This window comes from Paenibacillus albidus, from assembly GCF_014644435.1.
GTDB lineage: Bacteria > Bacillota > Bacilli > Paenibacillales > Paenibacillaceae > Paenibacillus_AQ > Paenibacillus_AQ albidus.
On the sequence record NZ_BMKR01000005.1, the window covers coordinates 304,581 to 331,462 of the forward strand.

Sequence of the window (26,882 nt, forward strand, 5' to 3'; positions counted from 1 at the left end):
GAGGCAGCTTATTTAGTCTTAATTACGGTCGATTTGAGTATATAATGGCGACTCTTTTCCAGGAACTGCTGGAAGTCCACGATCTGAAGGCGAAACGGGTTCGGCTGGTGCAATTATTCGCAGCACTCATGACATACGTGCTTTTAAAGTGGATATATGATCATTCAAAACCATACGTAATCGCTTGTAAATCAATACCTCTCATTCGATTTCACGAACAACTTTGATGTGAAATGATTGAAGTTGGTTGTAAACAGTGTTATTCTGTCAACGGTAAACTCAAAACCTATGCTCTTCAATACATCTAATAATAGTCACAAATTTAGTTATAAAGAAAGGTAATATTATGATAAAAGCTGATAACTTATCCTTCTCATTTCCGCAAAAAGAACTATATAAAAACATTTCATTTACGCTTGAAGAGGCACAACATTGCGCTTTTATAGGAACAAGTGGCAGTGGGAAAAGTACACTGATCGATATACTGATGGATCCAGAAAGATATTTGTTTGATGGCTTGTTAGAGATTGACCCGACTTGCAAAATTGGGTATGTAAGTCAGTTCTCACAACCAGACAAAACTAAAGAAACAACTGTTTTTGAATATATAGGAGAAGAATTTATTAAGATTCAAAGTGAAATTCAATTGATTTGCACTGAAATGGAAACATCATCGGATATTGATCCGTTACTAGAAAAGTATCAATTAGCTTTAGACGCATTTGATGCAATGGGTGGGGATGATTTTGAAAGCAATATTAATAAGAAACTAAATCTAGCAAACCTCATGAAGCGAAAAGATCTTAGGGTAGCCGACCTTAGTGGTGGGGAATTCAAACTTATTCAAGTGATAAAGGAAATGCTTGAGTGTCCAGACATAATGATTATGGACGAACCGGATGTATTTTTAGACTTTGAAAACCTAAATGCGCTTAAAAATCTTATTAATTCTCATAAAGGAATACTGCTAGTGGTTACGCACAACCGATATCTATTGAATCATTGTTTTAACAAAATTATGCACCTTGAAAACATGGAGATCCAAGAGTTTGATGGACGATATATTGATTATAACTTCTCATTACTTCAAACTAAAATTGAGTTACAAGAACTCACAATCGCAGAGGATGAAGAAATTGAGAGAAATGAGAACATCATCAATAATCTTAGAGCTATCGCAACTTATAATTCAGAAGCATCTAGAGGGAAAGCTTTAAAAGCCAGAGTTAAATTTCAAGAAAGATTGGAAGCTCGTAGAATTAAAGCGCCGTTTGTAGATATTAAGCAACCGAATATCAGTTTTGGAATTGATAATGAAATTGAAGAAGACACCATTGTTTTAAATGTCAATAATTATAGTGTTGCCTTTGATGAGTTGCTTTTGGAAAATGTTAACTTTGAGATAAAATCTACTGATAAAGTAGCCCTTATCGGTCCAAATGGTACCGGAAAAACGACTTTACTCCGAGAAATCTTTAAAAATAATCATGATTCAATTGAAATAAATGCTGATGTTAAGGTGGCTTATTTATCTCAGCTTCAAGGCGAAATGCTGAAGGATTCTAATACAATACTAGAGGAATTCATCGATGCTGGGTTTAAAACTTATGAAGAAATTAGATCATATATTTCAGACTATGGCTTTGAAGGAGAAATCGTTAATCAAAAGATAGAATCTTTATCTGGTGGAGAAAAAAATATGCTTCAATTGGCTAAAGTTTGTGCAAGTAAAGCAAACGTATTGCTTCTTGATGAACCGACAAGTCACTTAGACACCTATTCACAAATAGCACTGGAAAAAGCCATTGAAGACTATAAAGGTGCGATTCTTATGATTTCGCATGATTTCTATTCTGTGGTAAATGGTATGGATTATGTTTTAATCATTGACGATAAGACGATTAGAAAGATGAATATACGAAAATTTAAAAAGATGATTTATGCTAGTCATTTTGATAGAGACTATTTAGAAATTGAACAAAAGAAAAAGTCAGTTGAAACGAAAATAGAATTGGCTTTAAAAGATACTGATTTTGTCCTTGCAAAAGTATTGCTTGATGAGCTAGAAGAGCTGATTAAGTTGCTCTAAATCAGTTATCAAAAAAATAATCATTTCCTACCTTGATTGCGCCGGTGCCAGTCAACGGGTGGAGAGATCCCACTAGCTCCGGCCCTGACACCTCCGCACAATGAGGGATAACACCTACGCCTTGTGCTCATAAAATCAGATAACAAAAACCCCGTCTCTCCGCTGTAATCAGCGGAGCACGGGGTTTTTGCTTGGTGGTTTAACCTAATTCCACAACGACCTGATGCACGGCACCGTCGCCCACAGGAGCGATAATGTTGCCTTCAACGGCCGTGCCATCCAGGGTCAGGCGGGCCACACCTTTGGACACATGGTTCGGGTTCTTGATCTGGATCACATACGTATCTCCACGGAAGACACGGGTGATTTCGAAGCTGTCCCACTCGGCAGGGATACAAGGGTCTACTTTCAGACCGTTAAAGTCTGCCTGAATGCCGAGAATGGACTGGGTAATCGCCACATAGTTCCAGGCAGCGGTACCGGTGAGCCAGGAGTTTTTGGCTTCGCCGTGACGGACGGCGTCTTTACCTGCGATCATTTGCGAGTACACATAAGGCTCCATACGGTGCACTTCGCTGATATCCTCCAGGTAGGCTGGAGCAATCTTTTTATAAATATCAAAAGCTCTGTTACCGTTGCCCAGCACCGTCTCCGCGATCATGATCCACGGGTTGTTATGGCAGAAAATACCGGCATTCTCTTTGTAGCCCGGAGGGTACGTGGAGATTTCGCCCAAGTTCAGATAGTACTTGGAGTAAGGCGGCTGCTGCAGCACGATGCCGTATTCGGTATCCAGATGTTCTTCAACCGAGCTTAGCGCCTTCGCGGCTTGACCGTCTTCCACGCCGATACCGGCCATCACGCAGATCCCTTGCGGCTCGATGAAGATCTTGCCTTCTTCATTCTCCTTGCTGCCGATCTTGTCGCCATAGTGATCGTAGGCGCGCAGGAACCAGTCGCCGTCGAAGCCGTGGGTCAACGTGATCTCACGCATGTTGTCGATCTTCGCTACAGCATCTGCAGCCACATCGTCCAGCCCGCGCATCCGGCAGATTTCCGCATAATCCGGCCCTACGAAAACAAACAATCCGGCGATGAAGACGGATTCCGCTACACGGCCTTCGATGTTCGCCGTAGTCTGGAACGATTCACCAGGTTCGGTAGAGAAGCAGTTCAGATTGAGGCAGTCATTCCAGTCCGCGCGGCCGATCAGCGGCAGACCATGCGGTCCGAGGTTGTTCGTTACATGCTCGAAGGAGCGTTTCAAGTGCTCGAACAAGGTCGCTGTATTATCCGGGTTGCTGTCAAAAGGAACCTGCTCATCCAGGATCGAAGTATCGCCAGTCTCCTTAATGTAAGCGGCCGTACCGAGGATCAGCCAGAGCGGATCATCGTTGAAGCCGGTGCCGACTTCGTTGTTTCCTTTTTTGGTGAGCGGCTGATATTGGTGATAAGCGCTGCCGTCTTCAAACTGTGTCGCGGCGATATCGAGAATACGCTCTTTGGCACGTTCAGGAATTTGATGCACGAAGCCGAGCAAATCCTGGTTGGAATCGCGGAAGCCCATACCGCGGCCGATTCCGGATTCAAAATAAGAAGCGGAACGGGACATGTTGAAGGTAACCATACATTGATACGGGTTCCAGATGTTAACCATGCGGTTCAGGTTGTCGTCGCCGCTTTGAATCTGATATTTGGACAGCAGGTTATCCCAGTATGCCGCCAGATCCGCAAGGGCCGCATCTACTTGGGCATCGGTAGCGAACTGCTCCATAACGGCCAGTGCCGGTTTCTTGTTGATGACATTCAGAGCTTCCCATTTCTCATCTTCCGGATTCTCGATATAGCCTAGCACGAAGATGAAGCTTTGTTCCTCGCCCGGTGCAAGGGTAATGTTCAGCGCGTGCGATCCGATAGGGGACCAGCCGCTGGCTACAGAATTGGTGGCTTCTCCGGCAGCTACGGCCTGCGGGTTGTCCAGACCATTGTACATGCCGACAAAAGCTTCACGGTCCGTATCAAAGCCGTCAATCGGCTTGTTCACGGAGTAGAACGCGTAGTGGTTTCTGCGCTCGCGGTATTCGGTTTTGTGATAAATTACGGAATCCTTCACTTCAACCTCACCGGTGCTGAGATTGCGCTGGAAGTTGGTCATATCATCCTGGGCATTCCACAGACAGAATTCGGCAAAAGAGAACAGCTTCACGGACTTCTCCGCAGAACCTGTATTTTTCACCACCAGACGGTGCACTTCGGCATTGTGGCCGAGCGGAATAAACGCCAATTGATTCACAGAGATACCGTTGCGCTCACTGGTAATGGAGGTATACCCCAGACCGTGACGGCATTCATAGGAATCCAGATCGCGTTTCACCGGCATCCAGCCAGGGGTCCAGAAATCGCCGTTGTCATACAGATAGTAGTAGCGGCCGCCTGTGTCGAGCGGGATATTATTATAACGGTAGCGGGTCAATCTTCTGAGACGGGCGTCTCTGTAGAAAGTGTAACCGCCGGCAGTATTGGAGATCAGGCCGAAAAATTGCTCATTGCCCAAATAGTTGATCCAAGGATAAGGTGTCTTGGGGGTGTTGATTACATATTCTTTACGGTTGTCGTCAAAGGTTCCGAATTTCATAAGAGAAAACTCTCCTTTCGATTGTGAACGCGCGTTTATTGAAGCGGGAAAAAAGTCCCTCGGGGGAAAGGGAGATTTCAAAAAACTATAGATCAGTGCGGTACAAGCTGCTGTAAAGCTTACTTCTTAGGCGGCTGGCAGGAATCCCGCTCAATCAGCCGGGCCGGAAAACTGATCGTGCTGAAGGTCGGATGCTGCGCATCGCACAGCTCGATGACTTTCTCAACGGCAGCCTTGGACATTTCATAGATAGGCAGACGTACGGACGTCAGCTTGGGCTGAATACGCGAGGCCAGCTGGATATCATCGAATCCGGCGATAGAGATATCTTCGGGAACGGAGATTCCATGTGCAGAGAACGCTTCCATGACCGATATAGCCATATCATCATTGGAAGAAAAGAAGGCGGTAGGCAAGGCAGTGCCTGACTCCAGCAGCTTGGTGACCTCTTCATAGGCGGTTTCCTTCAGGAAATCCCCTTTCAGAATGAATTGCTGCTGCAAAGGAAGTCCATGCCGCTTCAGTGTATCCTCATAAGCCATGTAACGCTCCCGTCCGGAATACGTATTCATCTGCCCGCAGATGATACCAATCTCCTTATGGCCCAGGCCGATCAAATACTCAATCGCTTCCGTCGTGCCTTCATAATCCTTGGAATTCACGATAGCCAGATGGTTGCGGTCCAGGTGCTCCGTCATAATCTCCGAAATGTCGTAATCAATCAGCACGAGCGGGGATTCCAGTCCAACCATCTCCCGGACGATATCGATATCCTTCTGTGTGCCGACGATGATGCCGCCGTCAATCCGCTTTTGCAGGAAAGCCTGCTTGACCTTCAGGAAATCGTCGGGAGAGTAGACCGTATGAATCAGGACATAACACCCGCGGACGTTCGCTGTGTCTACTACGGCATCCACGAACGGGGCGAAATAGTTATTCTGATAGATCCGGGTCGTGTTCTCCTTCTCATTCATGCTGATTGCGAACAGCCCGATGGTATCGGTCTTCTTGCCGGCGAGCGCCCGCGCAAAGCTGTTCGGCTCATATTGATGCTGCTCAATAATCTTCAGCACCTTGAGCCGGGTCTCTTCAGGGACATTTGCGTAATTGTTGATCACCCGGGATACCGTGCTTCGCGAAACCCCGGCTAACTTAGCAATATCTTCGCTGCGCATGGTGTACCCCCCTTTAATCGTAAACGCGCGTTTATGAGCTTATTGTAGAATAGATGGAGCCAGAAATCAATTTTTTTTATTCTGTTATATAATAGACCGTAATTCTGCTGCAAGAAGGAGGGGGTCTTATCTTTTATTCGCTCAAAAACCGCTTGATCGCTTTTTTCGTGGTGCTGCTTTTGCTGTCGTTCGGGACGATGTCATGGCTGCTCTTTAACCAGTCCCGCTCCATTATCCGCTCCTATATTGAGTCTTCGGCATTGGAGAAAATGGACGAATACGGCTCCTTTATCCATATGGCCTTGCTGCAAAGCTATGACTTGTCGTCCCTGATCTTCAACAGCGATGTAACGAAGAAATGGGATGCGGTGCTGTCCGATCCGGACTCCACCGACGGACAGAAAATGCTGTCCAATATCACGCTGAGCAAGCTGCTGACCCAGACCACCAATAACTATACAAGTGTCTCCTCCGTCTCTATTTATCGGGAAGAGGGGATGAGGATCAGCGCAGATAACCAGGTGGTAAAAGATGCCTCTTATAAGCAGGAGGACTGGTACAGGAATTTTATCCGGCATAGCAATCACTGGGTCCCCGCGCATGAGGATCAGGCTGAGATCAGGGGAGCGAAACCCTATGAGGTGGTCAGCCTGCTGCTGCCGATTGGTATTTTTGAGCCGTCTCTGGCCCGGAATGTGATGAAGGTCAATGTCAAAGCCGAGTTCCTGCTGGAGCCGCTGAATCGTATACACCTTGGTGAAAGCGGTACCATTTTCTTGTTGGATCAGCAGGGGCACCCGATTCTGTCACAGGAGGAATATCAGGCTTATCCGGGTGCCGCCAGGGAAGTCCAGTCGATCCTTGCCCATAAGGCGATGCAGGGGGTTGATTATCTCAAGGACGCGCAGGGGGCCAGTCACATACTTGTCTACAAAAAGCTGCCCATCACGGGTTGGATGCTCGTGGGCTTTGTCTCGGAACAGGATCTTTATGCGAAGCTCTTCAAGCTGCGCAGCACGATCATCGGTTTTGCTACCGTACTGCTCATTGCCGCGCTGCTGCTAGCCTACTGGATTTCATCGGGTGTGACGAAACCCCTCTCCCGGCTGGTATCGGCGATGCGCCATGTGCAGAAAGGGGATTTCGTCCAGGCGGAACGCCTGACCCCGCAGGGGCGCAGGGTACGCAGCGAAGTCGATTATGCCACGGATACGTTCCACACTATGGTGAAGCAGCTGCGCCATCATATCCAAACCGAATTTGAGCAAAAGCTCCTGCGACAGCAGGCCGAATACAAAGCGCTGCTGATGCAGATCCATCCCCATTTTCTGTTCAACACCTTGGAGCTGATGAGCAGCCTGGCAATCCAGCAGCGGACCGAAGAGACGGTCACGGTGATTGATTCCCTGGGCAAAATGCTGCGCTTCTCGCTGCGGATCAGCGAGGATCTGATCCCGCTCCGCGAGGAGCTGAAATATGTACGTTATTATGTGTCTATCCTGGAGGTCCGTTTCGGCGCGGGGCTGCAGCTGCGGATCGAGGAGGAGGGGGAGCTGGAGGATCTGGAAATCGTCAAATTCCTGCTCCAGCCCCTGATCGAGAACGCCGTGAAGTACAGCTTTATCCGGCAATCCGAGGCAAGGGTGACGGTCATGGTGCGGCAGGAGCAGGGCCGGGTCTGTCTATCGGTTGCCGACAACGGAATCGGCATGGCACCGGAGCTGGTCCGGGAGCTGGAAGCCAGCTCCGTGTACCAGCAGCTGGACCAGATCCTGGTCAGCAAATCACGCCAGATCGGGCTGCGCAATGTGCTGGCCCGTTGCCGGCTGTACTACGGGGAGTTATTTGTGTTTAAGGTGGCATCGCAACCGGAGCGGGGTACCTACATCGAATTAAGTCTGCCCGTTCAGAGGAGGAATGAGCATGTATCGCGTATTGATCGTGGATGATGAACCGGAGATCCGCCAGGGCTTGCGTCTAAAAGCCGATTGGGAGGCGCTTAAGATGACTGTTGTCGGTGAAGCGGGTCATGGAACGGAAGCGCTGGAGCGGCTTCAGCAGGAGGTTGTCGATATCGTAATTACAGATATGGACATGCCGGTGATGAACGGTGTGTCCTTTCTGGAGGATGGACACAGGCTGTATCCGCAGCTGAAGATGATCGTTATCACCGGCTACGAGGATTTCGGCTATGCCCGGGCTGCGGTGCGTAATCAGGCCCGCGATTACCTGCTGAAGCCGGTCGCGGGGGATGAGTTAATGGCCGTACTGCACAGGGTGAAGCAGGAACTGGACGAGGAGCGCAGCGGCCAGGACAGGCGGGCTCTGACCGAGTGGCGGCTCTCCCAATACTACCGGGAGATGAAGGAGCATTTTCTGGTTCAGCTAGTAAAAGGGGAAGCAGAGAACAGTGGCGGTTATCAAGAGCGGGCCAGGCTTTTTGAGCTGGAGACATGGGAGCACTGTGGCGTTCGTTTCATCACCGCAGGGCTGCGCGAATGGGCAGCCGGGTGCAGCCGGGAGGGGCGTACGCCGGACAAGCTGCGTCTGGCGTTTGAGCTGATGGGCAGGGAATTTGCCGCCGGGCATGCCGAAGTCTGCGAGGTTTTCCGTGATCCCGGCTACCCCGCCTTGATTCACTACATCGTACGGGATGAAGCTGTGGATGCCGCCCGATTGGCGGCGGAATTGGCGGCCTGCATCACCGGACATTTGGGCGTGGAGCCTGCCCTCGGCTGCAGCGGCCGGGTGGAGGGTTTTGAACAATGGAAAGAAGGTTTTATGTCTGCACTGCTGGCCTGGAATCTGGCCGAAAGAATTGCCGGGGACCCGGGAGAAGAGCATCCTGAGGCAGACAACCTGCTCACCGAGGAGAGAAGCCGCGTTCTTCGCGGGGAACTGGTTCAAGGGCGGCTGGACAGCTTCGGGCTTGCGGTTCACCGGGAACTGGAGCTGGCTTTTGTGAAGTCGCAGTCCGCTTTTGTGAAGCTGATCTTTCAGCTCAATCTGCTGATCGATACGACCTTGGGCGGCTCCCCGGAAGGACGGGAAAGAGCGCAGCAGCTATGGCTGCGCCCTGAAATGGTTCGCCGGCTGGACAACGTCGACAAAGCGCTGCGGTTCCTGCTGGAGTTGGCCGGGCAGGCCTCCAGGGGTCAGGCCGCCGGGGATGCCGACGACTCGGCGGTCGCCAAGGCCAAGCAATATATCGCCGGAAATTACATGTATGATCTCCATCTGACACAACTGGCCAAGCGGTTCAATTACAATGTCTCCTACTTCTCGGAGCTGTTCAAAACAAAGGTTGGCACAAGTTTTATTGCCTATTTGACCGAGACCCGGATGGCCCAGGCCGTTCATTTGCTGGAGAATACCACACTTGGCCTGGCGGATATTGCCGAATTGAGCGGATTCTCAAGCGCCAGCTATTTCAGCTCCACCTTCAAAAAAAGGTTCGGGCAGTCACCCTCCGACTACCGCCTCCGCCAGCCACCCGAAAAATTTGATAACACAGAGCCGAAGAAATAGCATTCAAGCCGGCCGTGAACCTTTCTATAATGAGCCTATATCCAATCCAAGCAAAGGAGAAGGCGCATATGAAAATGGCTCACAGATCGGCTTTCAGGCACGGCGGCGGCACGGCTTACCTGTTCCTGCTTCCCTGGCTGATCGGCTTTTTCGGCTTAACCCTGGGCCCCATGCTGGGTTCCCTGTATCTGTCCTTGACCAAATATAATTTGCTGAACGCCCCACGGTGGCTGGGCCTCGCCAACTACAGGCAGATTTTTACGGCCGATGATTATTTCTACCGTTCCCTGGCGGTGACGTTCAAGTATGTGCTGTTCTCGGTGCCGCTCAAAATGATCTTTGCCCTGCTGGTCGCATTGGCTCTGAACAAAGGCATCCGGCTGCTGGGTATCTACCGGACGGTCTATTACATTCCCTCCTTACTGGGGGGGAGTGTGGCCATCGCCATTGTCTGGCGGCAGATCTTTGCCGGCGACGGGCTGGTGAACCATTTCCTCGGCCTATTCGGAATTGAAGGACCGGCCTGGATATCCCATCCGAGCTACATTCTCTCCACGATTGTCACCTTGTCCGTCTGGCAGTTTGGCTCCGCGATGGTCATCTTTCTGGCCGGGATCAAGCAGATTCCCGCCGATCTGTATGAAGCGTCCCAGGTGGATGGGGCGAACAAGCTGCGGCAGTTCTTCAAGATTACCCTGCCGATGTTGTCCCCGGTTATTTTTTTTAACCTGGTCATGGGCATTATCAATTCGTTCCAGGTGTTCACCCCGGGGTATGTGATTGGCGACGGCCGCGGCGGTCCGGTCAACTCCACGCTGTTCTATACGCTGTACCTCTATCTGAAAGGGTTCTCATTCTTCGACATGGGCTATGCGGCAGCGTTGGCCTGGATCATGCTGATTATCATTGGCGGTTTCACATCGATCGTGTTTGTGACCTCGAAATTCTGGGTCTTCTACGGTGACGGAAGGGAGGGGAAGTGACGGATGGCGAACCGGCCCAACCTCTTCAAGGCAGGCAAACACCTGCTAATTATCGCCTGCGGCCTGCTGATGCTTTATCCAGTGATGTGGCTGCTGGCCAGCTCTTTTAAGCCCAATAATCTGATCTTCGCAAGCTCCGGGCTGTGGCCCAAGACCTTTACCCTGGACAATTATGTGAATGGGTGGAAGGGGCTGCAGGGCATTACTTTCAGCCGTTTTTTTCTGAATTCCGCTGTGATCTCCGTGCTGTCGGTAATTGGCAATATCCTGACCTGCTCGCTGGCCGCCTACGCATTTGCCCGGCTGGAATTCCGCTTCAAAAGTGTGCTGTTTGCCTGCATGCTCGTGACGATTATGCTGCCTTACCACGTGCTCCTGATCCCGCAATATATTATTTTCAGCAAGCTGGACTGGATCAACACGTATTTGCCGCTGATTGTGCCCAAGTGGCTGGCGCATGACTCCTTTTTCATTCTGCTGATGATCCAGTTCATCCGCGGCATCCCGCGCGAGCTGGATGAGAGTGCGACCATTGACGGCTGCGGCTCCGGCCAGCTCTACTTCCGCATTATCATTCCGTTGCTGGTTCCGGCGCTGATCACGACAGCGATCTTCACGTTTATCTGGACATGGGATGATTTCTTCAGCCAGATGATCTATTTGAGCGAGATCAAGCTGTTTACGGTGCAGCTCGGCATCCGTTCGTTGTATGACCCTTCCGGCGATTCCGACTGGGGAGCTCTGCTGGCGATGTCGGTACTTTCACTGGTGCCGATTATGACCATCTTTCTGCTGTTTCAGAAGCATTTTCTCGAAGGAATTGCGACCACAGGCCTGAAATGAGACCTGCAAGCGATTACACCATATCATGGGAGGTTAGTCTGAATGAGAAGACATTTAGGGGTAGGCATGATGGCTTTGCTGCTGGCTGGAACGACCGCATGCTCCGGCGGGAGCGGAAATAAGGAGAATGCAGGGGCAGCGGGCGGCGGTCCGGAAACATCCGTGGATCAGGTTGAGCTGCGCATCATGTGGTGGGGCGACCAGAAACGGGCAGACCGTACCAATGAGGCGCTGCGCAAATTTGAGGAGAAACATCCGCACATCAAGGTGATAGGGGAGTTTGCTCCCAGCTCCGGTTACTTTGATAAGCTGAATACCCAGCTGGCCTCGGGGACGGCGCCCGATGTGTTTTTTCTCGGCGGCAATGTCATAGATTATTCGGAAAAAGGAGTGCTGCTCGATTTGCAGCCTTATGTTGACAAAGAGCTGAAGCTTGCCGATATGGACAAGGCGATGGTGGAATACGGCACACTGGACGGCAAGCTTGTCCATATTTCCGCCGGAGCGAATGCCCGGGGCATGGCCATCAACACGGAATTATTCAAAAAAGCCGGGGTCCCGGTTCCGGCCGATGGCTGGACCTGGGAAGAATACAGCCGGATCAGCCAAGAGATCTCGAAGAAGCTGGGCAAAGGCTATTATGGCACCTACAACTTCACCGTAGAAGGGATGGATATTTACCTGAAGCAAAGAGGCAAGCAGCTCTACGACATGGGGCAAGGTAAGCTGAGCTTTGAAGAGCAGGATGCTGTGGACTGGTTCAATTACTGGAACGACATGTATAAAAAAGGCGGCATTGTAACTCCAGACCTGCAGGTATCCAATCCGCCGGGAGATACCAGCAAATCGCTGCTCGTCACCGGCAAGGTGGCCATGAGCCTGATTCCCTCGAATCAATTCACTGCCCATCAGAACCTGATTCAGGACACCTTGACCATGGTTCAGGTGCCGCGCGGTCCAAAAGGAACAGGGGTTGTTTTTGAATCCAGCCAAGGATTGTCCGGTTATGCGAAGACCGAGCATCCGAAGGAAGTTGCCACACTGATGAATTACTGGGTCAACGATCCCGATGCCGCCCGTATTCTAGGCAGTGACCGCGGCGTTCCCGTTACTTCCAAGATGCGCGAGCTGCTGATGTTGGATGCCTCTGCGCAGGAGCAGATCGTCTATGACTACACCAACCGTGTGTCTGAGGCGACGCTTAAGGAGCCTTTTGCCGTAAGCTACAACCCGCCGAACTTTACGGAATTCTCCAAGCTGGCGGAGACAGCGGTGCAGGAAATAGGGTTTGGTCAAAAAAGCGTGGAGCAGGGGGTAGCGGATTTCTATAACGGCGCGCTGCAAATTTTCGGCAGCACCCCTTAAACGGAGCATAAGGAGATGAGGAAATGGACCATGAACGGCTGATGAGGCTACGGGAGTTATCCCCCGAAGATCGGCTGGGGATGCTGAAGAAACCGTCGGATTACCTTGCACTTGCGGAGTGGAAGTCGTCCGGGGTCAAATTTACCGCCTCTTCGGGCAGGCTGGAAGCCGTTTACTACTCAGCCTTGCACAAGCTTATGGACTGTATAGTGCCCGCTGATTCCGGAGAGGCTCCGGTGCTTCATGAGGGAGGTGTTTACCCGGGCTGCTGGCTGGAGAGCACGGGGACGATCAGTGCCGAACTTTTGTCCCGCTTCCTGCCCGGAGTGGCCGGTTCTACCTTCAGCCTGTTCGCAGAGCATCAGCGGGAGGATGGGCTGCTGCCCTATAAAGTCACACAGGCAGGCCCGGCTTTCCGGCAGATTCAGATGGTCACCCCACTGGCCCGGAGTGTCTGGAATCACTATGAACAGCAGGGGGGCAACCAGGCGTTCCTCCGCCGGATGTACGAAGCAATGGGACGGTTTGACACTTGGCTCTCCCTCCACCGGAATACGCGCGGGAGCGGCTGCGTGGAAGCTTTCTGCACCTTTGACACCGGACATGACCTGTCTCCGCGTTTTTGGCATGTGCCTGATACGGCGCATATGGAGGATGCGGCCCAGTGTGATCCGGATTCGCCGATCCTGCCCTTTCTGGCCCCGGATTTAACAGCCAATGTCTATTGCCAGCGGCTGTATCTGGCGAAGATCGCCGAGGAGCTGGGAGAGGATGGCTGCGTCTGGCTGGCGAAAGCAGCAGCGAGCCGGGCCAGCCTGTTCCAGTCCTGCTTCGATGAAGAGGATCACTTCTTCTATGACCGTGACCGAACCGGCCGCTTTGTGCGTGTACAATCGGATGTGTTGCTGCGCGTGCTGGCCTGTGAAGTAGGGGACCGCGAATTTTTTGATGTTATGCTGAGGCGGTATCTGCTGAATACCCGTAAATTTTTTGCCAAATATCCCTTTACGTCCCTGGCCATGGATGATCCCAGGTTCGACCCCTTCTCCAGTTACAACAGCTGGGGCGGGGCTTCCAACTTCCTGAGTCTAATCCGCGCCCCGCATGCTTTTGAGCATCATGGCCGTTATGTGGAATTGACCTGGGTGATCCAGCCGATCCTCGGGGCGTTGTCCCGGATGAGCCGGTTCGGACAATGCTTGAGTCCATGGACGGGAGAAGAAGGGTATACAGAGACTTATTCCCCGGCTATTCTTTGCCTGTTGGATTATGTGGAACGGCTATGCGGCATTCTGCCTGTGGCTGGCGGGGAGCTCTGGTTCACCGGATTGCTTCCCTATCCCATGGATAACGGAGAGGCAGCAGCGGAGGAGACGGAATATGCGCGGACGGTGGATGGCCATGCGTATGAGCTGCTTACAACACGGGAGAGGGCGGTCATCTGCCGGAACGGTGAGGAGTATCTGAGCTTTCCTTTTGGCGTACGTGTTGTAACGGACCGGGCGGGCAGGTTGCTCAAGCTGATCGGGATGAGCAGCCGGACGATTGAGGGAAGCATCTGGTATGAGGGCAAGCAGATAGCTTTCGCAGTCAAAGGCAATGAACAGCTAGCTTACAACAACGGGGCTATGACCAGCATCAGCGATATAGGTGTCATTGTGCCGGAATACTGCTAGATAGATTGAACCAGAACATTACAGCGGCCGGAAGTCCAAACATTCACCGCAGTTACGACCAAGACCTATACTTTGAAAAAACTCAAGAAAGGGGAATAGGGATGATTAAGAATGTCAGCCTGCAGATCCGGGACCCGTTTGTGCTGCCGGTGAAGCGTGAAGGGCTCTATTATTTATTCGGCAGTACCGACAGCAATATCTGGGGCCGGGGAACAGGATTCGATGTCTATACGGGTACGGATTTGGAACATTGTGAAGGGCCGTTTGCGGCCTTTCGCCCCGGACCGGATTTCTATGCGGAGAAGAACTTCTGGGCGCCGGAGGTATATGAATACAACGGGCGTTATTTCATGTTCGCTACCTTCCGCCGCAAGGACAATGAGCTGCTGGGGACCGCAGTTCTGACGGCAGCACATCCGCTCGGCCCGTTCCTGCCGCATAGTGAAGGTCCGGTAACCCCTGTAGAATGGAGCTCGCTTGACGGGACCCTGTATGTGGATGAACAGCAGCAGCCGTGGATGATATTCTGCCATGAATGGCAGCAGACCGGGGACGGGGAGATCTGCGCCATGCGTCTTTCCGGAGATTTGCGGCAGGCCGCAGACAAGCCGGTTGTTCTGTTCCGGGGTTCGGAAGCACCTTGGACGACACCTTACAGTTCTATCAAATATCAGGGACAGGAGAATTATGTGACGGATGGTCCCTTTCTGTTCCAGGCAGACGATGGCACTCTTTATCTATTGTGGGCGAGCTTCATCCACAATACTTATGCCCTTGGCATCGCACATTCGGAGGGCGGAGGGATTGCGGGGCCGTGGATACACCAGGAACAGCCGCTTTTTCATCAAGACGGTGGACATGGCATGGTCTTCAAGACATTTGAGAACAAGTTTATGCTGGCCGTCCATTCACCCAATCAGACGCCGGACGAACGTCCTTTTTTTCTGGAGTTCATCGAAGAGAAGGGTGAATGGAAGACAGCGGAGTAGAGAAATCAATTGAAAAGAGTTTGTATAAGAAATCGCAAGAGAAAGTGCATTGAATTGCAGAACGCTCATGCGCTATGATTGTCGTTGTAATCATTCTAGTGATAATGATTATCAACGATAAACAGGCAGGAGTGGGGATCAAGATGTATAGATGGGGTAGAAAGATGGCCGGAACGGCGTTAATCCTGGGGATGATGATGGGAATTGTTGCATGCGGTGCCAATAGCCCTTCATCCCCGGAAGCAGCGGGACAAGGCAATGCAGCGAACGCCTTGCCAAGTGCAGCACCGGGGAGTACAGCAAAAAGTGATAAAGAAAGTGCTACCCGTATCGTAACGGACGAGTTCGGTGAGGTGGAAATTCCGGCGCATCCACAGCGTGTAGCAGGTATGTATCTGGAGGATTATCTCACGGCACTGGGGGTTACGCCGGTTGTGCAGTGGTATCATCCGAGCTGGGGCAAGCAGGATTATCTGAATCTTTCGGTCCCGCAATTCGATATCACCGGCAGTCTGGAGGCTTTGCTGGACCAGAATCCCGATCTCATTATCGTGGATGGTGCAGTGGATGCGGCCAAATATGAGCTCTATTCCAAAATTGCTCCAACGTACCGGTTGAAAGAAAACATTCTCCAGGATTCTACCGAAATTCTGAAGGCAGTGGCGGATGTGATGAATATTCCGGACAAAGCGGACTCCGTACTGGCCGAATATGAACAAAAGGCAGCGGACGGAAAAGCGAAGCTGCAGCAGGCCGTCGGGCAAGAGAAGGTGGCGGTATTGCGGCTGAATGTAGCGGATAAATCCATTGCACTTTTTGGTGTCAAGAACAGACTTACCGGATTAATCTACGACCAGTTCGGGCTTGAGCCTATTCCCATGGCCGCCGAGATGACTGAATACCAGTCCGCCCTCTCAGAGGAAGTGGTGCCTGAGCTTGCGGCAGACCATATTATTGTTTTTCCGGCCAATGGAACCTGGGAAGACCCGGAGAATCAGGAAGCCTACAAAACGCTGGAAGGTCCGCTCTGGAAGAACATCCCGGCGATCCAAAACGGCAATGTGTACAAAATGGAACGCTCCCACTGGCAATCGGGCGCCATTACGGCTAACTCCATGAAGCTGGATGATCTGCTCAAATATATGGTGAAATAACAACGAAGCAAACGAAGAACATACGAAGGACACACGAAGGACATACGAAGAACAAATAAAGAAAGCAACTCAACTACGGTTGATTGGCTTTCTTTTTTGTTTTACACTGTAAACAGTGAAAATCATTCTCAATTAGGAGGGGAGCCGGATGAAAGAAGGACCCGGGACAGGACAGCGGGAAATGATATTCTACTCTTTGCTGGATATAGAGCAGGTTAGGCAGCCATCCGGGATCAGAAGCAGTAAAGAGGTCTTCCAGGAATATACCTTAATCGTTATCACGGCAGGTGTAGGCCGGATCATTCTGAATGGGGTTCATGTTCCTTTAACTATAGGCGCAGGCCTGATGTTTGAGCCGGGGATGTTTGGCGAGATGGAGAGCGGGGAGGGCGGAATGAGCTTTTACCGATTGAAGATCGACGTCGTAGGCAGCTCAGGCGAACGTATACCCTCCCTTAATTTCGCTCCAACTGGTGGATTGATCCGTTGTGGTCCGGCAGCTTGTCAACCGTTCTCCCAAGCGCTGCTGCTGCTGGATGCCTTATATCAGAAACGCGGGTCCGTGGAGGAAATCGAAAAGTTCGCAAGCCATACCCGGTTTCAGGAGCTGCTGCTGCTGATATTTCGGGCCAATCCTCCGTCATCCCAAAAAGAAGACCCGAAGCACGCAGTGCAGCGTTCCATTCGTTATATACAGGAGAACTACTCCACGACGCTCACCGTAGATCAGCTGGCAGCAATGGCAGGGATCAGCCGGGCCCGTTATACGGGACTGTTCAAAGAGATTACCGGACAACTTCCGCTGGATTATATGAATGGCATCCGCATCGAGCGGGCTCAACAGCTGCTGCTGCTCACAAAAGACCGTCTGAATGACATTGCTCAGGCCGTGGGCTACAGCAATGAGTATTATTTTAGCCGGCGGTTCAAAGGAACGCTTGGGGTGACACCCGGGCAATACCGGCATTCCCATCAGGGGACAATGCGTATATTTGCTCCGTTTCTGGAGGATTATCTGGTGGCACTGGGGATTATGCCGGTATTGCAATACACTCACGCCCAGTGGGGCAAACAAGAGTATCTGGGTCTTGACCACATTCCCGAATTCGATGTTTCTTCCGGAGATTTAGAGAGGTTGTCGGATCATAAGCCTGAGCTGATTATGCTGAATAGCGGGCATGAGCGGTGGAACCTGGAAGAATGCGGCCGGATTGCCCCGTTATTCAAGCTGCCATTTGGGTGTGAGGATTGGCGTTCGACTCTTCGCTCCATAGCGTCTGTCTTCGGACAAACGGACCGGGTCGAGGATATCCTGCAGGACTATAAGCAGCAAACTGAAAAGGCTGCTGACCTGCTCCGGCGCTCGGTACGTACACAAACGGTGGCTGTACTGCGGATATCTGCCCGTGCGGTGGTCTTGTATGGATGCGGGGAGCTTGGTTACATAGGAAATGTGTTATACCGGGAGTTGGGCCTGTTGGCTCATCCGCTGGCAGCGGAGTGGACAAGAGGGGAACGGCGTGTGCAACTCACACAGGAGAGGTTGTCCCGCCTGCATGCGGACCACCTGTTCATTACTTTTGACAAGCAGGAGGGCGAAGGGCGTGAACTGCTGGATAGCCCGCTCTGGCGAGGCCTAAAGGCTGTCCGCAACGGTTGTGTACATGAGGTGGATTTTATGGCCTGGATGAATTATGGCGTGTTATCCCATAGACGGAAGATCGACGATGTGCTGCGGGTGCTGGCTTGAAGGCTTTTAGTAGAACCACTTAAATTTATAGCCGGCCACGAAGAACAAAATAATCCATCCCCATAACATCAGTAGCCGAAAGGGGCGGGGAATAACCAAATATTCGGAGTATAGTTTCCTTAGCAACTTATTCAACAAAAGCGCCTCCTTATAAGAATAACTGCTTTTATTATAAAATAAGAACCGCCTTTTGATAAGCTCATTCTTCCTGAAAAGTAAAATTGTTGCTTTCGAGCAGCTCTCCGGGCAGTTGAAGGAAGTAACTCCTTTCCTTTACACCCAAGCATGCAAGGCCTCTATGCATATTCTATGATGTATCAAACACAAAGGAGGAATAAACAATGAGCGAATGTTGTGGCGGGGGTAACAATGTAGGTGGCTATGGTGGATTTACATCGACTACCAGCATTTTGGTGCTGTTTATTTTGCTGGTTATCATCTCCAAAGCCTTCCTGGCGTAAGAAATAAAAGATGTGCTTGGTGCAAGCTCCGGCTCTTTATGAGCCGGGGTTTGTTCCGTTTGTGGCGAAACTAATGTGCAGAGAGGACAGGACAGGACAAGAGAAGAGAAGAGAAGAGAAGAGAAGAGAAGTGAAGTGAAGTGAAGTGAAGTGAAGTGAAGTGAAGTGCGCGAGGTGCTGCGACATTGTTACTAAGGTCACTGCTGCCCGCACGCTGCTATTCGATGGCTGTAGAGACCCACGTTCAATGCCACCCGAAAAGAAGATCAAAGCAGGGGGGCAGGAGCGGGGTCAAGAGCAGGGGGTGGGGCAGGGATAGGAGCGGGACAGGGGCAGAAGCAGAAGCAGGAGCAGGAGCAGGAGCAGGAGCAGGGCAAAAGTAAACCTACCGCACCTTATCTGCGATGAAAGTGAGAGTTTTATGGTGTGTGACTAGCCCACGTCTAAGTCCAATGGGAGCGGAGGCAATTCTGATGCATTTCGTGCATTAGAATCACTCTGAAGTGGCTCAAAAATCAATTCTGATGTATTTCGTACAGTGGGAATTTAGAAAACAGGCGGTTTTCAGCCCTTTCCGCTATTTCTGATGCACCAAATACACTCAAATCGAAAATTAGCCGGGATTACCCGCAGCCTGATGTACAAAATGCAGTGAAAAGACTTGAGCGCCTATTCTGGCATGCTGCTAGCCACCTGAAGCGTAAAAAGGTGCCAGTGAGCTGCTATTTTTCGATAGTTTAAAGACTACCAGAATGTTAATTAAACAACTGTGCCCACAGATTTATAAAAAACAATTGCCATTTATGCCGTAAATATGTTATTATAAATTTCGTTGCAGGACGGTAGCTCAGCGGGAGAGCACTATCTTGACAGGGTAGGGGTCATGGGTTCGAACCCCATCCGTCCTATATTGAATTACCACGGAAAAGCCTTGATTTATAAGGCTTTTTTCTTTTTGTTTGAAAATGAACTGGGTGCTTTATTTAATTTGATTTACAATTTGGGGACGGATTGGGGACGGGAATTTTCAGGAGCGAATTTATTGAATCTGTCCGCAGTGTCTCGACTAAGTTTTTTAGTTACATGAGCATAAGTGTCAGAGGCCGTTTGTTTTCTTGCACGGCCTAGTTGTTTCTGAATGGCCTTCATGGGAGCTCCGTCATCGATAAGTAAAGTAGCGCAGCTGTGTCGAAGGTTTTGAAATCTTATCTTTTTTTATTTGCGAATACATATTCTCGCTCCACCGCCAACCAAGAGTTCATTCCCTTATTTACCTTTAAAGGGAATCGTTTGAACACGGAATCAGGAAGGGACAAGACAAGATCCGCATACACAGTTTCAGAGGTGAGGAATATCGGCCGGTCAGCCAGTTAAGGTCTATTTGCTGATGACCATAGGAATGCAAAAATAAAAACGTAAGCTAAAAAAACAATCACAAAAGCAGCCGAGACCCATCTTATAAAAGAGTTCATTTTACTTTTTTCTCCGAGAAAACTTGTTATAAATGAACCAGTCAATCCAAACATGATGATATAAAGAAACATTTTATTGTACTCAACAACAGCGTCAAAAGAGTAAGTTACGAACACTACAAGGGAGACAAAGAACAAAAGCCGAGTGAAATATTTCATATTACCTCCTAAAAAGGGTCTGTTTTCTATTTATGATACAGCATTTTGACTTATAGCCCATAAGGGGAGATAAACAATGACTGATGAATGGAAATCAACATCCTGCGAATTTGAAGTCATTCGTTTATTGGGAAGATTGGGTCAACTAAGACGGGTGTCTTTTGTGGGGGATGTGTGCCAGGGCAAGGCTTGGCCCGATGGCACTGTATCTGCCGAGAATCCTTACTTCAAAGGGATTTCAGATGAGGTTGATCCCGACGGCATTGTTATAAAAAAGGCATAGGGTTAACCACCCTCTACCCTTACAGGGAATTAAGGGGACAAGAGAAGAGAAGCGGAAACCGTTGGATTTATAGTCTATAAAGCCCAACACTAAAATTATCACACCTAATATTAACATTACCATTTCCTCGCAGTTCCCTCAATTAGAAATAAAATCCACTTAATTTTATCATAAATCGCAAAAATATATACCATTGGGCTTTAGGAGGCAGAACCTGTATGACCGGCAGTGGAAGTGGCTTTTGAGCGATACCGGATTAATAAGTTCCTGACATTCGAGGAGCGCGAGGCGGGAGTATGGTGAACCGATAAAGCTTGTCGGTAAGTAGGATGCCTAGAATAGAAAGGTTCTTTATTGAAGTGTAATAGTTGAACACGGATTATGATTACATCACTCTTGAGGAATAGAGCACCTCAATGGGTGCTTTTTTGTGGAGTTACAAATAAAGGGATTGGTTGCCTGGTGTCGAAGTTTATTGAATTCAAAACATTTTGGGAAATAATAAGTTGCTTAATTATCGGAGGCGTATTTATGAGGAAGTTCTTACTGGAAGAGAGTGAATATTTTACTCATCCTCCCCTTACGGAACAGATGATTGAAAACGCAGAGAAGATATTGAAAGTATCTCTGCCTAAATTCTATCTTGAATTATTAACATATCAATACAATGGAGGAAGCCTTCGTTTCGATGGTTTCTCTGATGACGATGAGGGCCATTATACTATAAATGAAATTGAAGGGATTGGAGAAAAGTTCGGAGGTATCCTTGGAAGCTTAGAAACCGCTGAAGAATATGAGCTGCCAAAAGGTCTGCTTCCGTTTGCTGGTGATGGTCATGATTTATACTGTTTTGACTATCGTAATTGTGGCCCTCTTGGTGAACCTTCAATCACACATGTTTATACTGAAGAATTTACTATAACCCATCTTGCCGATAATTTTGAAGAGTTTACAGATAAGCTTTATGATAACTACCACAGTTTTGTTTTTGGATTTGAAAATATTGCTGACGATGATTTCAGTCTTATGAAAAAACTTAGTAATATTTTGGACTGTACATTTACAAAGGAAGAGACTGAGGCGAAAGACGGCATATTTGTCTCTAGAAATGCCGTTCACCCTACATGGAAAGATCGGGATGGTGATCCTTCGAGGTTTCTCCTGTATGAGAACTATCGAAAAGGAACATGGAACTATCCTGAATACCCCTCATGTAATTGGTATATGATCGCGATGATTTCCAGAGATCTGCGGAATACGGTATTTAAGGCCCTTCAGGATGGGTTTCCAAATAACACTGTGCTTATTCATGAACCTCCAGAATTTTGGGACTATATATAACTCCTTTGTCTGAAAGCCAGCGAGGAAGCGCTTAGCCAGTAATGTCCGGCGGGTACCTGCTCACATGAATCCACCGGCTAAACCGTTGAAAGCCCTCGTCGCGTCTACCGGACTCATTTGGTAATCCCAGCGTAATCCCCGACTGACCGCGCGAGAGAAATATGAGCTTCCTGAGCGATATCTGCGCCGACTACAATTTGGGATGAGGGAATTTTAAAAAAGGGTTACCGACCGTACGCTTCCGATCCGGAGCATTGCAAGGACCTGTCCGCTGCTGAGTGAGTGTACACAATCCCGAAACCACAGGGGAGTCGTGACCCGGCATGTAGAGACGATAGAGCGAAGCTTCGCGGATGCCAAGAGCTCCATGGGTTTCGATATTGTTGGTTGCGTGGACTTAAAACGTCAGGGAACAAGCGCTGATGACAACAGTCGTGCAGAACGTGAAGAAGATGGCGCTCCACCTGGGTCGCCTGGAAAAACGGGGGAACCCCCTTACTTTTCCCATTCTATATACGCTAGAACCTAAAAAGAAACCCAAGATCTCCAAAAGACCTGGGTTTCTCGACAATCTGGGCTTATTTTAGGTAAGCTTAGTGATTGTAAGTGTTGTATTGAGTGCATTATGAAGCAGGACTGGAGTAGCACTAGCATTAACAATCTGAAGGGTACTTGGAACTGTGGTTACTTGAATAATTACTTCTGCAGTTGTCGGACCTCCACCATTCCCTGTAAAAGGTAACGGAGTTATAGGCGTTCCATTTAATAAAACATTAAAGGCAGCATTCCCCTGATTATGGACAGCAAAACTAATATCGTAAAAGCCTACTTCATTTATAATAACTGTGTCTGAGGGAGCTGTAAAAGTAAATGCAGTTCCAAGTAAAGCTAAAACTCCAGTAAATGTAATAGCTGTGTTTCCAGGAATCGCATCTGTACCAGGACCTGGATCCGCTCTAAAGATACTTATAAAATCACCAATTCCTGCCCCTGTAGCCCCTGTAGCGCCCGTAGCCCCCGTAGCCCCTGTGGCGCCTGCAGTACCGATAGTACCTGCAGCGCCTGTAGCGCCTGTAGCACCGGCAGCGCCTGTAGCCCCTGTAGCCCCCGTGGCGCCTGCAGCCCCTGGAGCGCCAGGCGCGCCTAAGTTACCTTGCAGCCCTTGTGCCCCTTGCAGCCCTTGCAGCCCTTGCGGCCCTTGCAGCCCTTGCGGCCCTCGCAGACCTTGCAGACCCTGCGGCCCTGTCGGCCCTGGCACTCCGGGAATGCCTGGGACCCCTGGCACTCCTGGCACACCTGGTACGCCAGGCACCCCTTGCGGCCCTTTTGGGGCATTTATTTTAATCTTAGGTGAAAACTTGTTCAACTTGATGATCTTAGGGCATTTAAATTTCCTGTGACAATTTTTTCCTCGCACAAGGCCTCTTTTAATTTTTTTATAATCTCGATGTTCTCTCATAACAATATCGCCTCCTCTGTATTCATGTCTATGTTATGAATGCCTAAGTTACTTGGTCTGTATGTTAGTCTAGAATAGGAGTTACTTTTTTTTGAGGAGATCCAATTCCTAAACTCCAGTATCTATTGTTTTGCAATGTAGGGATATAGATGAGATTCGGATTTCACCTATGTCACGTCGTAGCAAAATGTATGCTGATGGAGATCCCCGATGTTATCACGGTCGAGATCATCAGGTTGTGCCCCTTGACGGCCGGCTTAATACATAGCGTACGTTGGAATGGTTTAGAAGGAGGGAGCAGGGAAGTGAACAAACAACAGTCATCGCGCATAAAGCCGGAATTAGATACGGAAGAATGGGGACTAGATGAGATAAAACCAATCCATTCGCAGCGGGGATCTAATAGAGAAATGTACATTACCGGTTTCATTTACAGAATACTCCATATAAAATATACTTACCCTATTAAGATTGGAAATGCCGATACTCTATAGCTTTGCTTGGGGATGTGAATTGAAGGAGCGATGAAATGAAAAGGGTCTTTAGAGTGCTTGGTATTCTTTTTGCAGTGGCAACCATTCTATCAAGTCTGTTTTTGCTTAACAAGGATTATAACGTCGAAGATCAGTCCTTACGATCTTGGTCGATGGTAATGGTGTGCGGAACACTGATTTTTAATGGTGGGTACTTCTATATGAAAAGCAAATCCAAGCAAGGCAAGCAAGGCAAGCAAGGCAAGCAAGGCAAACAAGGCCTTCTAATGTCGATTATAGGAATTGTTTTGTTGATATTAGTTATTGTTGCATTTCCGTTTTAGGGGTGATCAAGATCGCAAATATTAGGATATAAGGAGTTGTAAGGGATGAGGAAAGTATCAAAAATAGCCTTTTTTATTTTTCTTTACTCTATTTATGATTGCGTTAGTCAGTCAAGGGACAGCCTTGGCGAAAAGTGGAATTAAAGTTGTTTTATATGGGAGTATCATGCAAGGAGAGCACTTGGCAGTTATGAAGAATAACACTGTCCTGGTTCCCTTTAAAGAAATCTTCAAAACATTGGGCTTTAGTGTTAGTTATGACTCTGTAAGTAAAACTATCTCCGGAGATAAGTCAGGGACTACTATTCAATTAGTAATTGATCAGAACACTGCATGGATTAATAATACTCCTGCTACGCTTCAGGTAGCACCCCAGATTATAAATGGCGCAACCTATGTACCTCTTCGAGTTATCAGTGAAGCAAGTGGTTTGGAAGTAAAGTGGTATGGTAAGTCGCAAATTGTCTCTCTGTACTCCAAGCAAAATCTTTTTTCGGCATCAAACGGAGGGAAATTTGGTTATATCAATGCGCAAGGTAAGAATGTAATTGATTATCAAACGAAGTTTACAAATGCTTATCCTTTTAGTGAAGGATTGGCCATTGTATATTCAAGTGGGAAATTTGCTGGGTTCATCAATCAGCAGGGGAAATTAGTTATCCCAAAAGGGAACTACTATGATGCAAAAGATTTTTCAGAGGGGCTTGCAGCGTATAGAACTCTTGATCCCGTATCTAAGTATGGCTATATGGACGTTACTGGAGCTAGTATTATAAAGCCGCACTTTAAAAAAGCTAACAGTTTTTCCGAAGGTTTGGCGGCTGTTCAAATAGGTAGTAGCTATGGATATATTGATTCTCTAGGGAAGATAATTATAAAGGCGCAATATGACAGCGCTATAGATTTTTCAGAGGGGCTTGCTTTGGTTACGCTCCATGGAGCGTTCTTTTATATCGATAAAAAAGGTAATGTTCTGATAAATGCAGAGTATTCAAAGGCAGATTCTTTTTCTGAAGGTTTGGCAGCTGTGAAAAAGGGATCTGAATTTGGCTTTATTAATAAAAAAGGAGAAATAGCGATTCCTGCTATTTATGAGGAAGCTCACTCCTTTTCCGGGGGATTGGCCGCAGTTAGAGTGAAGGGGAAAGCAGGCTATATAGATCATAAAGGGACGATGATTATTTCCAACCAGTTTGATGCAGCAAGTGACTTTTATGAGGGGCTCGCAGCAGCTGAATCGGGCGGCAAGACGGGCTTCATCAATAAAAAAGGGGATTGGGTTATTCAACCAACACTTTCATGGGCGCAGCCATTTTCAAATGGGCTCTCCTATGCTTATAGCGACGATGGAGAAGTATATGTTAATCAGACTGGTCAGATTGTATGGAGGATAAAAGAGCCCTAAATAACCTTTCGAGGAGGTAAGATAAGTGGTTCAACTCATTTCTGTTTCGGAGGAAAGTAAGGTTACGCTGCACAATATATATCAGTTATATCTTTATGATTTTAGCCAATTTACCGAGGAAGACATAAACAGCTGCGGACTATTTGGTGTTAGTTTGGATCACTATTGGCAAGACCCTCGATGGAATCCTTTTTTTATTGTTCACGATGGGAAAATTATGGGCTTCCTAGTTGTTCTCTTTGAAAACTATGACGTTGATCCGGATCCAACACATGTTATTTATGATTTCATGATTCTCAAGAAACATAGAAGGAATGGGTTCGGAAAGGAAGCTGCCATTAAAGCATTTAATCTGTATAAGGCGAATTGGAAGGTTGCTCAGATGAGTTCAAATGAAGCTGCTGTCCTTTTTTGGCGAAGTGTGATTACAGAATATACGAATGATACCTACACAGAATTATATAGGCCAGACTTTAAAAAATATGTTCAGTCCTTCAATAATAAAGACTTCTGATCGCGAATGTAAATAAGCCCTTCCGAATTCCTACCGGGAATTGAAAGGGCTTATTTATTTCGGTCTTCCCACTAATGAAATAATAGGATGGTTATGGAACTACTGAATGAAACCGGCCTTTTTTAAACTGTTTAATTCAATCAGAGTGTCTTTTTCGGTAAAATGAAGTTCAACATTCCCATATACGGTTTTGGAGGTGTAAAGGCCTGACTTGCTAGCCGGAACGGGAATGTCTATGGTTTTGGGCCCTAAGATCAAGGTGATGGTATCCGTTAAATTGCCTGTTACGGTGATATTGAAGTTTTTGAGCTCGTCGAGGGGAATCCAGTTCTCGGCAGTAAGCACGGCTACATCGGATTTTTTGGATTTAAGCGCAATGGATTTCTGCGTGTTGTCATATTCCAGCGCATAACCGGTCATTTGCGCCACTTCACGGACCGGCAGGTATGTAGTTCCCTTATAGAGCAGGGGATCATTCTTAAGTGTTTGCTTCTGGCCATCGACGGTAAAGGTAAACTTGGCGAATACAGCCTGTACGGTTGGCGTAGTCGCGGCGGCGGCCATTCCTGCCGATCCGATCAGCAGTCCGGCTACCAGTCCAATGATTGCTTTTTTCACAAATTATCAGCTCCTTTAATCTAATTTTACTATATTACGGTAAATGATGGGAGGAGTTTAAGAGAATATAGTAAATAAAAAGGCCGGCGGTGCAAGGAAGCGGACTCAGTGATTTAGACTAAGAGGTGGACACGGAAAGTACAACTCATGGATAATAGATCAAACT

The 26,882-nt window shown here is 48.5% G+C and carries 22 protein-coding genes, 1 tRNA gene and 1 pseudogene; 19 read left to right on the forward strand and 5 right to left on the reverse strand.

From position 1 onward, the window contains the following. Positions 1 to 346 precede the first annotated feature (346 nt). Positions 347 to 2,089: an ABC-F family ATP-binding cassette domain-containing protein gene (locus IEY53_RS07985; RefSeq protein ID WP_189023707.1), complete on the forward strand. Its 1,743-nt coding sequence runs from the start codon at positions 347 to 349 to the stop codon at positions 2,087 to 2,089. Between the two features lie 199 nt (positions 2,090 to 2,288). On the opposite strand, the gene IEY53_RS07990 is transcribed toward IEY53_RS07985, so the two are convergent. Together IEY53_RS07990 and IEY53_RS07995 are read right to left on the reverse strand one after the other, a co-directional pair. Beyond that, on the reverse strand, positions 2,289 to 4,724 hold the full coding sequence (locus IEY53_RS07990; protein ID WP_189023709.1) for a glycoside hydrolase family 94 protein: 2,436 nt from the start codon (positions 4,722 to 4,724) through the stop codon (positions 2,289 to 2,291). A gap of 119 nt (positions 4,725 to 4,843) precedes the next feature. Next, positions 4,844 to 5,899, reverse strand: coding sequence for a LacI family DNA-binding transcriptional regulator (locus tag IEY53_RS07995; protein ID WP_189023711.1), 1,056 nt, complete (start codon positions 5,897 to 5,899; stop codon positions 4,844 to 4,846). Positions 5,900 to 6,051: 152 nt separating this feature from the next. On the opposite strand from IEY53_RS07995, the gene IEY53_RS08000 reads away from it, so the two are divergent. The 11 genes from IEY53_RS08000 to IEY53_RS08050 all read left to right on the forward strand — a co-directional run bounded on the left by IEY53_RS08000 (position 6,052) and on the right by IEY53_RS08050 (position 19,556). After that, positions 6,052 to 7,848: a sensor histidine kinase gene (locus IEY53_RS08000; protein ID WP_308424212.1), complete on the forward strand. Its 1,797-nt coding sequence runs from the start codon at positions 6,052 to 6,054 to the stop codon at positions 7,846 to 7,848. Beyond that, complete coding sequence (locus tag IEY53_RS08005) at positions 7,823 to 9,427, forward strand: response regulator (protein ID WP_189023713.1); 1,605 nt, start codon at positions 7,823 to 7,825, stop codon at positions 9,425 to 9,427. Before IEY53_RS08000 ends, IEY53_RS08005 begins: the two co-directional genes overlap by 26 nt. A 68-nt stretch (positions 9,428 to 9,495) precedes the next feature. Further along, positions 9,496 to 10,410: a carbohydrate ABC transporter permease gene (locus tag IEY53_RS08010; RefSeq protein ID WP_189023715.1), complete on the forward strand. Its 915-nt coding sequence runs from the start codon at positions 9,496 to 9,498 to the stop codon at positions 10,408 to 10,410. Between the two features lie 3 nt (positions 10,411 to 10,413). Then, the gene (locus IEY53_RS08015) at positions 10,414 to 11,253 is read left to right on the forward strand and encodes a carbohydrate ABC transporter permease (RefSeq protein ID WP_189023717.1); all 840 of its coding nucleotides are present in this window, start codon (positions 10,414 to 10,416) and stop codon (positions 11,251 to 11,253) included. Between the two features lie 42 nt (positions 11,254 to 11,295). Beyond that, on the forward strand, positions 11,296 to 12,618 hold the full coding sequence (locus tag IEY53_RS08020; protein ID WP_189023719.1) for an ABC transporter substrate-binding protein: 1,323 nt from the start codon (positions 11,296 to 11,298) through the stop codon (positions 12,616 to 12,618). Between the two features lie 23 nt (positions 12,619 to 12,641). Then, a complete protein-coding gene (locus IEY53_RS08025) occupies positions 12,642 to 14,294 on the forward strand; it encodes an MGH1-like glycoside hydrolase domain-containing protein (RefSeq protein ID WP_189023721.1) in 1,653 nt (550 codons plus the stop codon). A 101-nt stretch (positions 14,295 to 14,395) separates the two neighbouring features. Continuing rightward, entirely contained in the window at positions 14,396 to 15,283 is an 888-nt protein-coding gene (locus tag IEY53_RS08030; protein WP_189023722.1) for a glycoside hydrolase family 43 protein, read from the forward strand. A gap of 143 nt (positions 15,284 to 15,426) precedes the next feature. After that, a complete protein-coding gene (locus IEY53_RS08035; RefSeq protein ID WP_189023723.1) occupies positions 15,427 to 16,437 on the forward strand; it encodes an ABC transporter substrate-binding protein in 1,011 nt (336 codons plus the stop codon). A 148-nt stretch (positions 16,438 to 16,585) separates the two neighbouring features. Continuing rightward, positions 16,586 to 18,187, forward strand: coding sequence for an AraC family transcriptional regulator (locus tag IEY53_RS08040; RefSeq protein ID WP_189023724.1), 1,602 nt, complete (start codon positions 16,586 to 16,588; stop codon positions 18,185 to 18,187). Positions 18,188 to 18,528: 341 nt separating this feature from the next. Next, complete coding sequence (locus IEY53_RS08045) at positions 18,529 to 18,648, forward strand: dihydroorotate dehydrogenase (protein ID WP_189023725.1); 120 nt, start codon at positions 18,529 to 18,531, stop codon at positions 18,646 to 18,648. Between the two features lie 836 nt (positions 18,649 to 19,484). Beyond that, a tRNA-Val gene (locus IEY53_RS08050) sits at positions 19,485 to 19,556 on the forward strand. Positions 19,557 to 19,641: 85 nt separating this feature from the next. Here the strand turns inward: IEY53_RS08050 and IEY53_RS08055 are convergent. Then, positions 19,642 to 19,857: a tyrosine-type recombinase/integrase gene (locus tag IEY53_RS08055; protein ID WP_189023769.1), complete on the reverse strand. Its 216-nt coding sequence runs from the start codon at positions 19,855 to 19,857 to the stop codon at positions 19,642 to 19,644. Positions 19,858 to 20,355: 498 nt separating this feature from the next. On the opposite strand from IEY53_RS08055, the gene IEY53_RS08060 reads away from it, so the two are divergent. The 3 genes and pseudogenes from IEY53_RS08060 to IEY53_RS34995 form a co-directional block, all read left to right on the forward strand. Then, positions 20,356 to 20,562: a hypothetical protein gene (locus tag IEY53_RS08060; protein WP_229696043.1), complete on the forward strand. Its 207-nt coding sequence runs from the start codon at positions 20,356 to 20,358 to the stop codon at positions 20,560 to 20,562. Between the two features lie 531 nt (positions 20,563 to 21,093). Next, complete coding sequence (locus tag IEY53_RS08065; RefSeq protein WP_189023726.1) at positions 21,094 to 21,903, forward strand: SMI1/KNR4 family protein; 810 nt, start codon at positions 21,094 to 21,096, stop codon at positions 21,901 to 21,903. A gap of 216 nt (positions 21,904 to 22,119) precedes the next feature. After that, a pseudogene (locus IEY53_RS34995) lies at positions 22,120 to 22,376 on the forward strand (transposase); the annotation flags it as partial. A 110-nt stretch (positions 22,377 to 22,486) separates the two neighbouring features. Here IEY53_RS34995 and IEY53_RS35700 read toward each other — a convergent pair. Continuing rightward, a complete protein-coding gene (locus IEY53_RS35700; RefSeq protein WP_189023727.1) occupies positions 22,487 to 23,188 on the reverse strand; it encodes a collagen-like protein in 702 nt (233 codons plus the stop codon). 479 nt (positions 23,189 to 23,667) lie between these two features. Between IEY53_RS35700 and IEY53_RS08075 the strand changes: the two genes are divergently transcribed. The 4 genes from IEY53_RS08075 to IEY53_RS08090 all read left to right on the forward strand — a co-directional run bounded on the left by IEY53_RS08075 (position 23,668) and on the right by IEY53_RS08090 (position 26,098). Beyond that, on the forward strand, positions 23,668 to 23,856 hold the full coding sequence (locus tag IEY53_RS08075; protein WP_189023728.1) for a hypothetical protein: 189 nt from the start codon (positions 23,668 to 23,670) through the stop codon (positions 23,854 to 23,856). Between the two features lie 35 nt (positions 23,857 to 23,891). Next, the gene (locus tag IEY53_RS08080; protein WP_189023730.1) at positions 23,892 to 24,179 is read left to right on the forward strand and encodes a hypothetical protein; all 288 of its coding nucleotides are present in this window, start codon (positions 23,892 to 23,894) and stop codon (positions 24,177 to 24,179) included. Between the two features lie 190 nt (positions 24,180 to 24,369). After that, positions 24,370 to 25,584, forward strand: coding sequence for a WG repeat-containing protein (locus tag IEY53_RS08085; RefSeq protein WP_189023731.1), 1,215 nt, complete (start codon positions 24,370 to 24,372; stop codon positions 25,582 to 25,584). Between the two features lie 25 nt (positions 25,585 to 25,609). Beyond that, complete coding sequence (locus IEY53_RS08090; RefSeq protein WP_189023732.1) at positions 25,610 to 26,098, forward strand: GNAT family N-acetyltransferase; 489 nt, start codon at positions 25,610 to 25,612, stop codon at positions 26,096 to 26,098. 99 nt (positions 26,099 to 26,197) lie between these two features. Here IEY53_RS08090 and IEY53_RS08095 read toward each other — a convergent pair whose 3' ends face one another. After that, complete coding sequence (locus IEY53_RS08095; protein WP_189023733.1) at positions 26,198 to 26,716, reverse strand: stalk domain-containing protein; 519 nt, start codon at positions 26,714 to 26,716, stop codon at positions 26,198 to 26,200. Between the last annotated feature and the right edge of the window lie 166 nt (positions 26,717 to 26,882).

Excerpts from the sequence above, each read along its gene's own strand:
- IEY53_RS07985 (WP_189023707.1), top strand. The coding sequence starts at position 347 with ATGATAAAAGCTGATAACTTATCCTTCTCATTTCCGCAAAAAGAACTA.
- IEY53_RS07990 (WP_189023709.1), bottom strand. The coding sequence starts at position 4,724 with ATGAAATTCGGAACCTTTGACGACAACCGTAAAGAATATGTAATCAAC.
- IEY53_RS07995 (WP_189023711.1), bottom strand. The coding sequence starts at position 5,899 with ATGCGCAGCGAAGATATTGCTAAGTTAGCCGGGGTTTCGCGAAGCACG.
- IEY53_RS08005 (WP_189023713.1), top strand. The coding sequence starts at position 7,823 with ATGTATCGCGTATTGATCGTGGATGATGAACCGGAGATCCGCCAGGGC.
- IEY53_RS08010 (WP_189023715.1), top strand. The coding sequence starts at position 9,496 with ATGAAAATGGCTCACAGATCGGCTTTCAGGCACGGCGGCGGCACGGCT.
- IEY53_RS08015 (WP_189023717.1), top strand. The coding sequence starts at position 10,414 with ATGGCGAACCGGCCCAACCTCTTCAAGGCAGGCAAACACCTGCTAATT.
- IEY53_RS08020 (WP_189023719.1), top strand. The coding sequence starts at position 11,296 with ATGAGAAGACATTTAGGGGTAGGCATGATGGCTTTGCTGCTGGCTGGA.
- IEY53_RS08025 (WP_189023721.1), top strand. The coding sequence starts at position 12,642 with ATGGACCATGAACGGCTGATGAGGCTACGGGAGTTATCCCCCGAAGAT.
- IEY53_RS08030 (WP_189023722.1), top strand. The coding sequence starts at position 14,396 with ATGATTAAGAATGTCAGCCTGCAGATCCGGGACCCGTTTGTGCTGCCG.
- IEY53_RS08035 (WP_189023723.1), top strand. The coding sequence starts at position 15,427 with ATGTATAGATGGGGTAGAAAGATGGCCGGAACGGCGTTAATCCTGGGG.
- IEY53_RS08040 (WP_189023724.1), top strand. The coding sequence starts at position 16,586 with ATGAAAGAAGGACCCGGGACAGGACAGCGGGAAATGATATTCTACTCT.
- IEY53_RS08045 (WP_189023725.1), top strand. The coding sequence starts at position 18,529 with ATGAGCGAATGTTGTGGCGGGGGTAACAATGTAGGTGGCTATGGTGGA.
- IEY53_RS08060 (WP_229696043.1), top strand. The coding sequence starts at position 20,356 with ATGACTGATGAATGGAAATCAACATCCTGCGAATTTGAAGTCATTCGT.
- IEY53_RS08065 (WP_189023726.1), top strand. The coding sequence starts at position 21,094 with ATGAGGAAGTTCTTACTGGAAGAGAGTGAATATTTTACTCATCCTCCC.
- IEY53_RS08080 (WP_189023730.1), top strand. The coding sequence starts at position 23,892 with ATGAAAAGGGTCTTTAGAGTGCTTGGTATTCTTTTTGCAGTGGCAACC.
- IEY53_RS08085 (WP_189023731.1), top strand. The coding sequence starts at position 24,370 with ATGAAGAATAACACTGTCCTGGTTCCCTTTAAAGAAATCTTCAAAACA.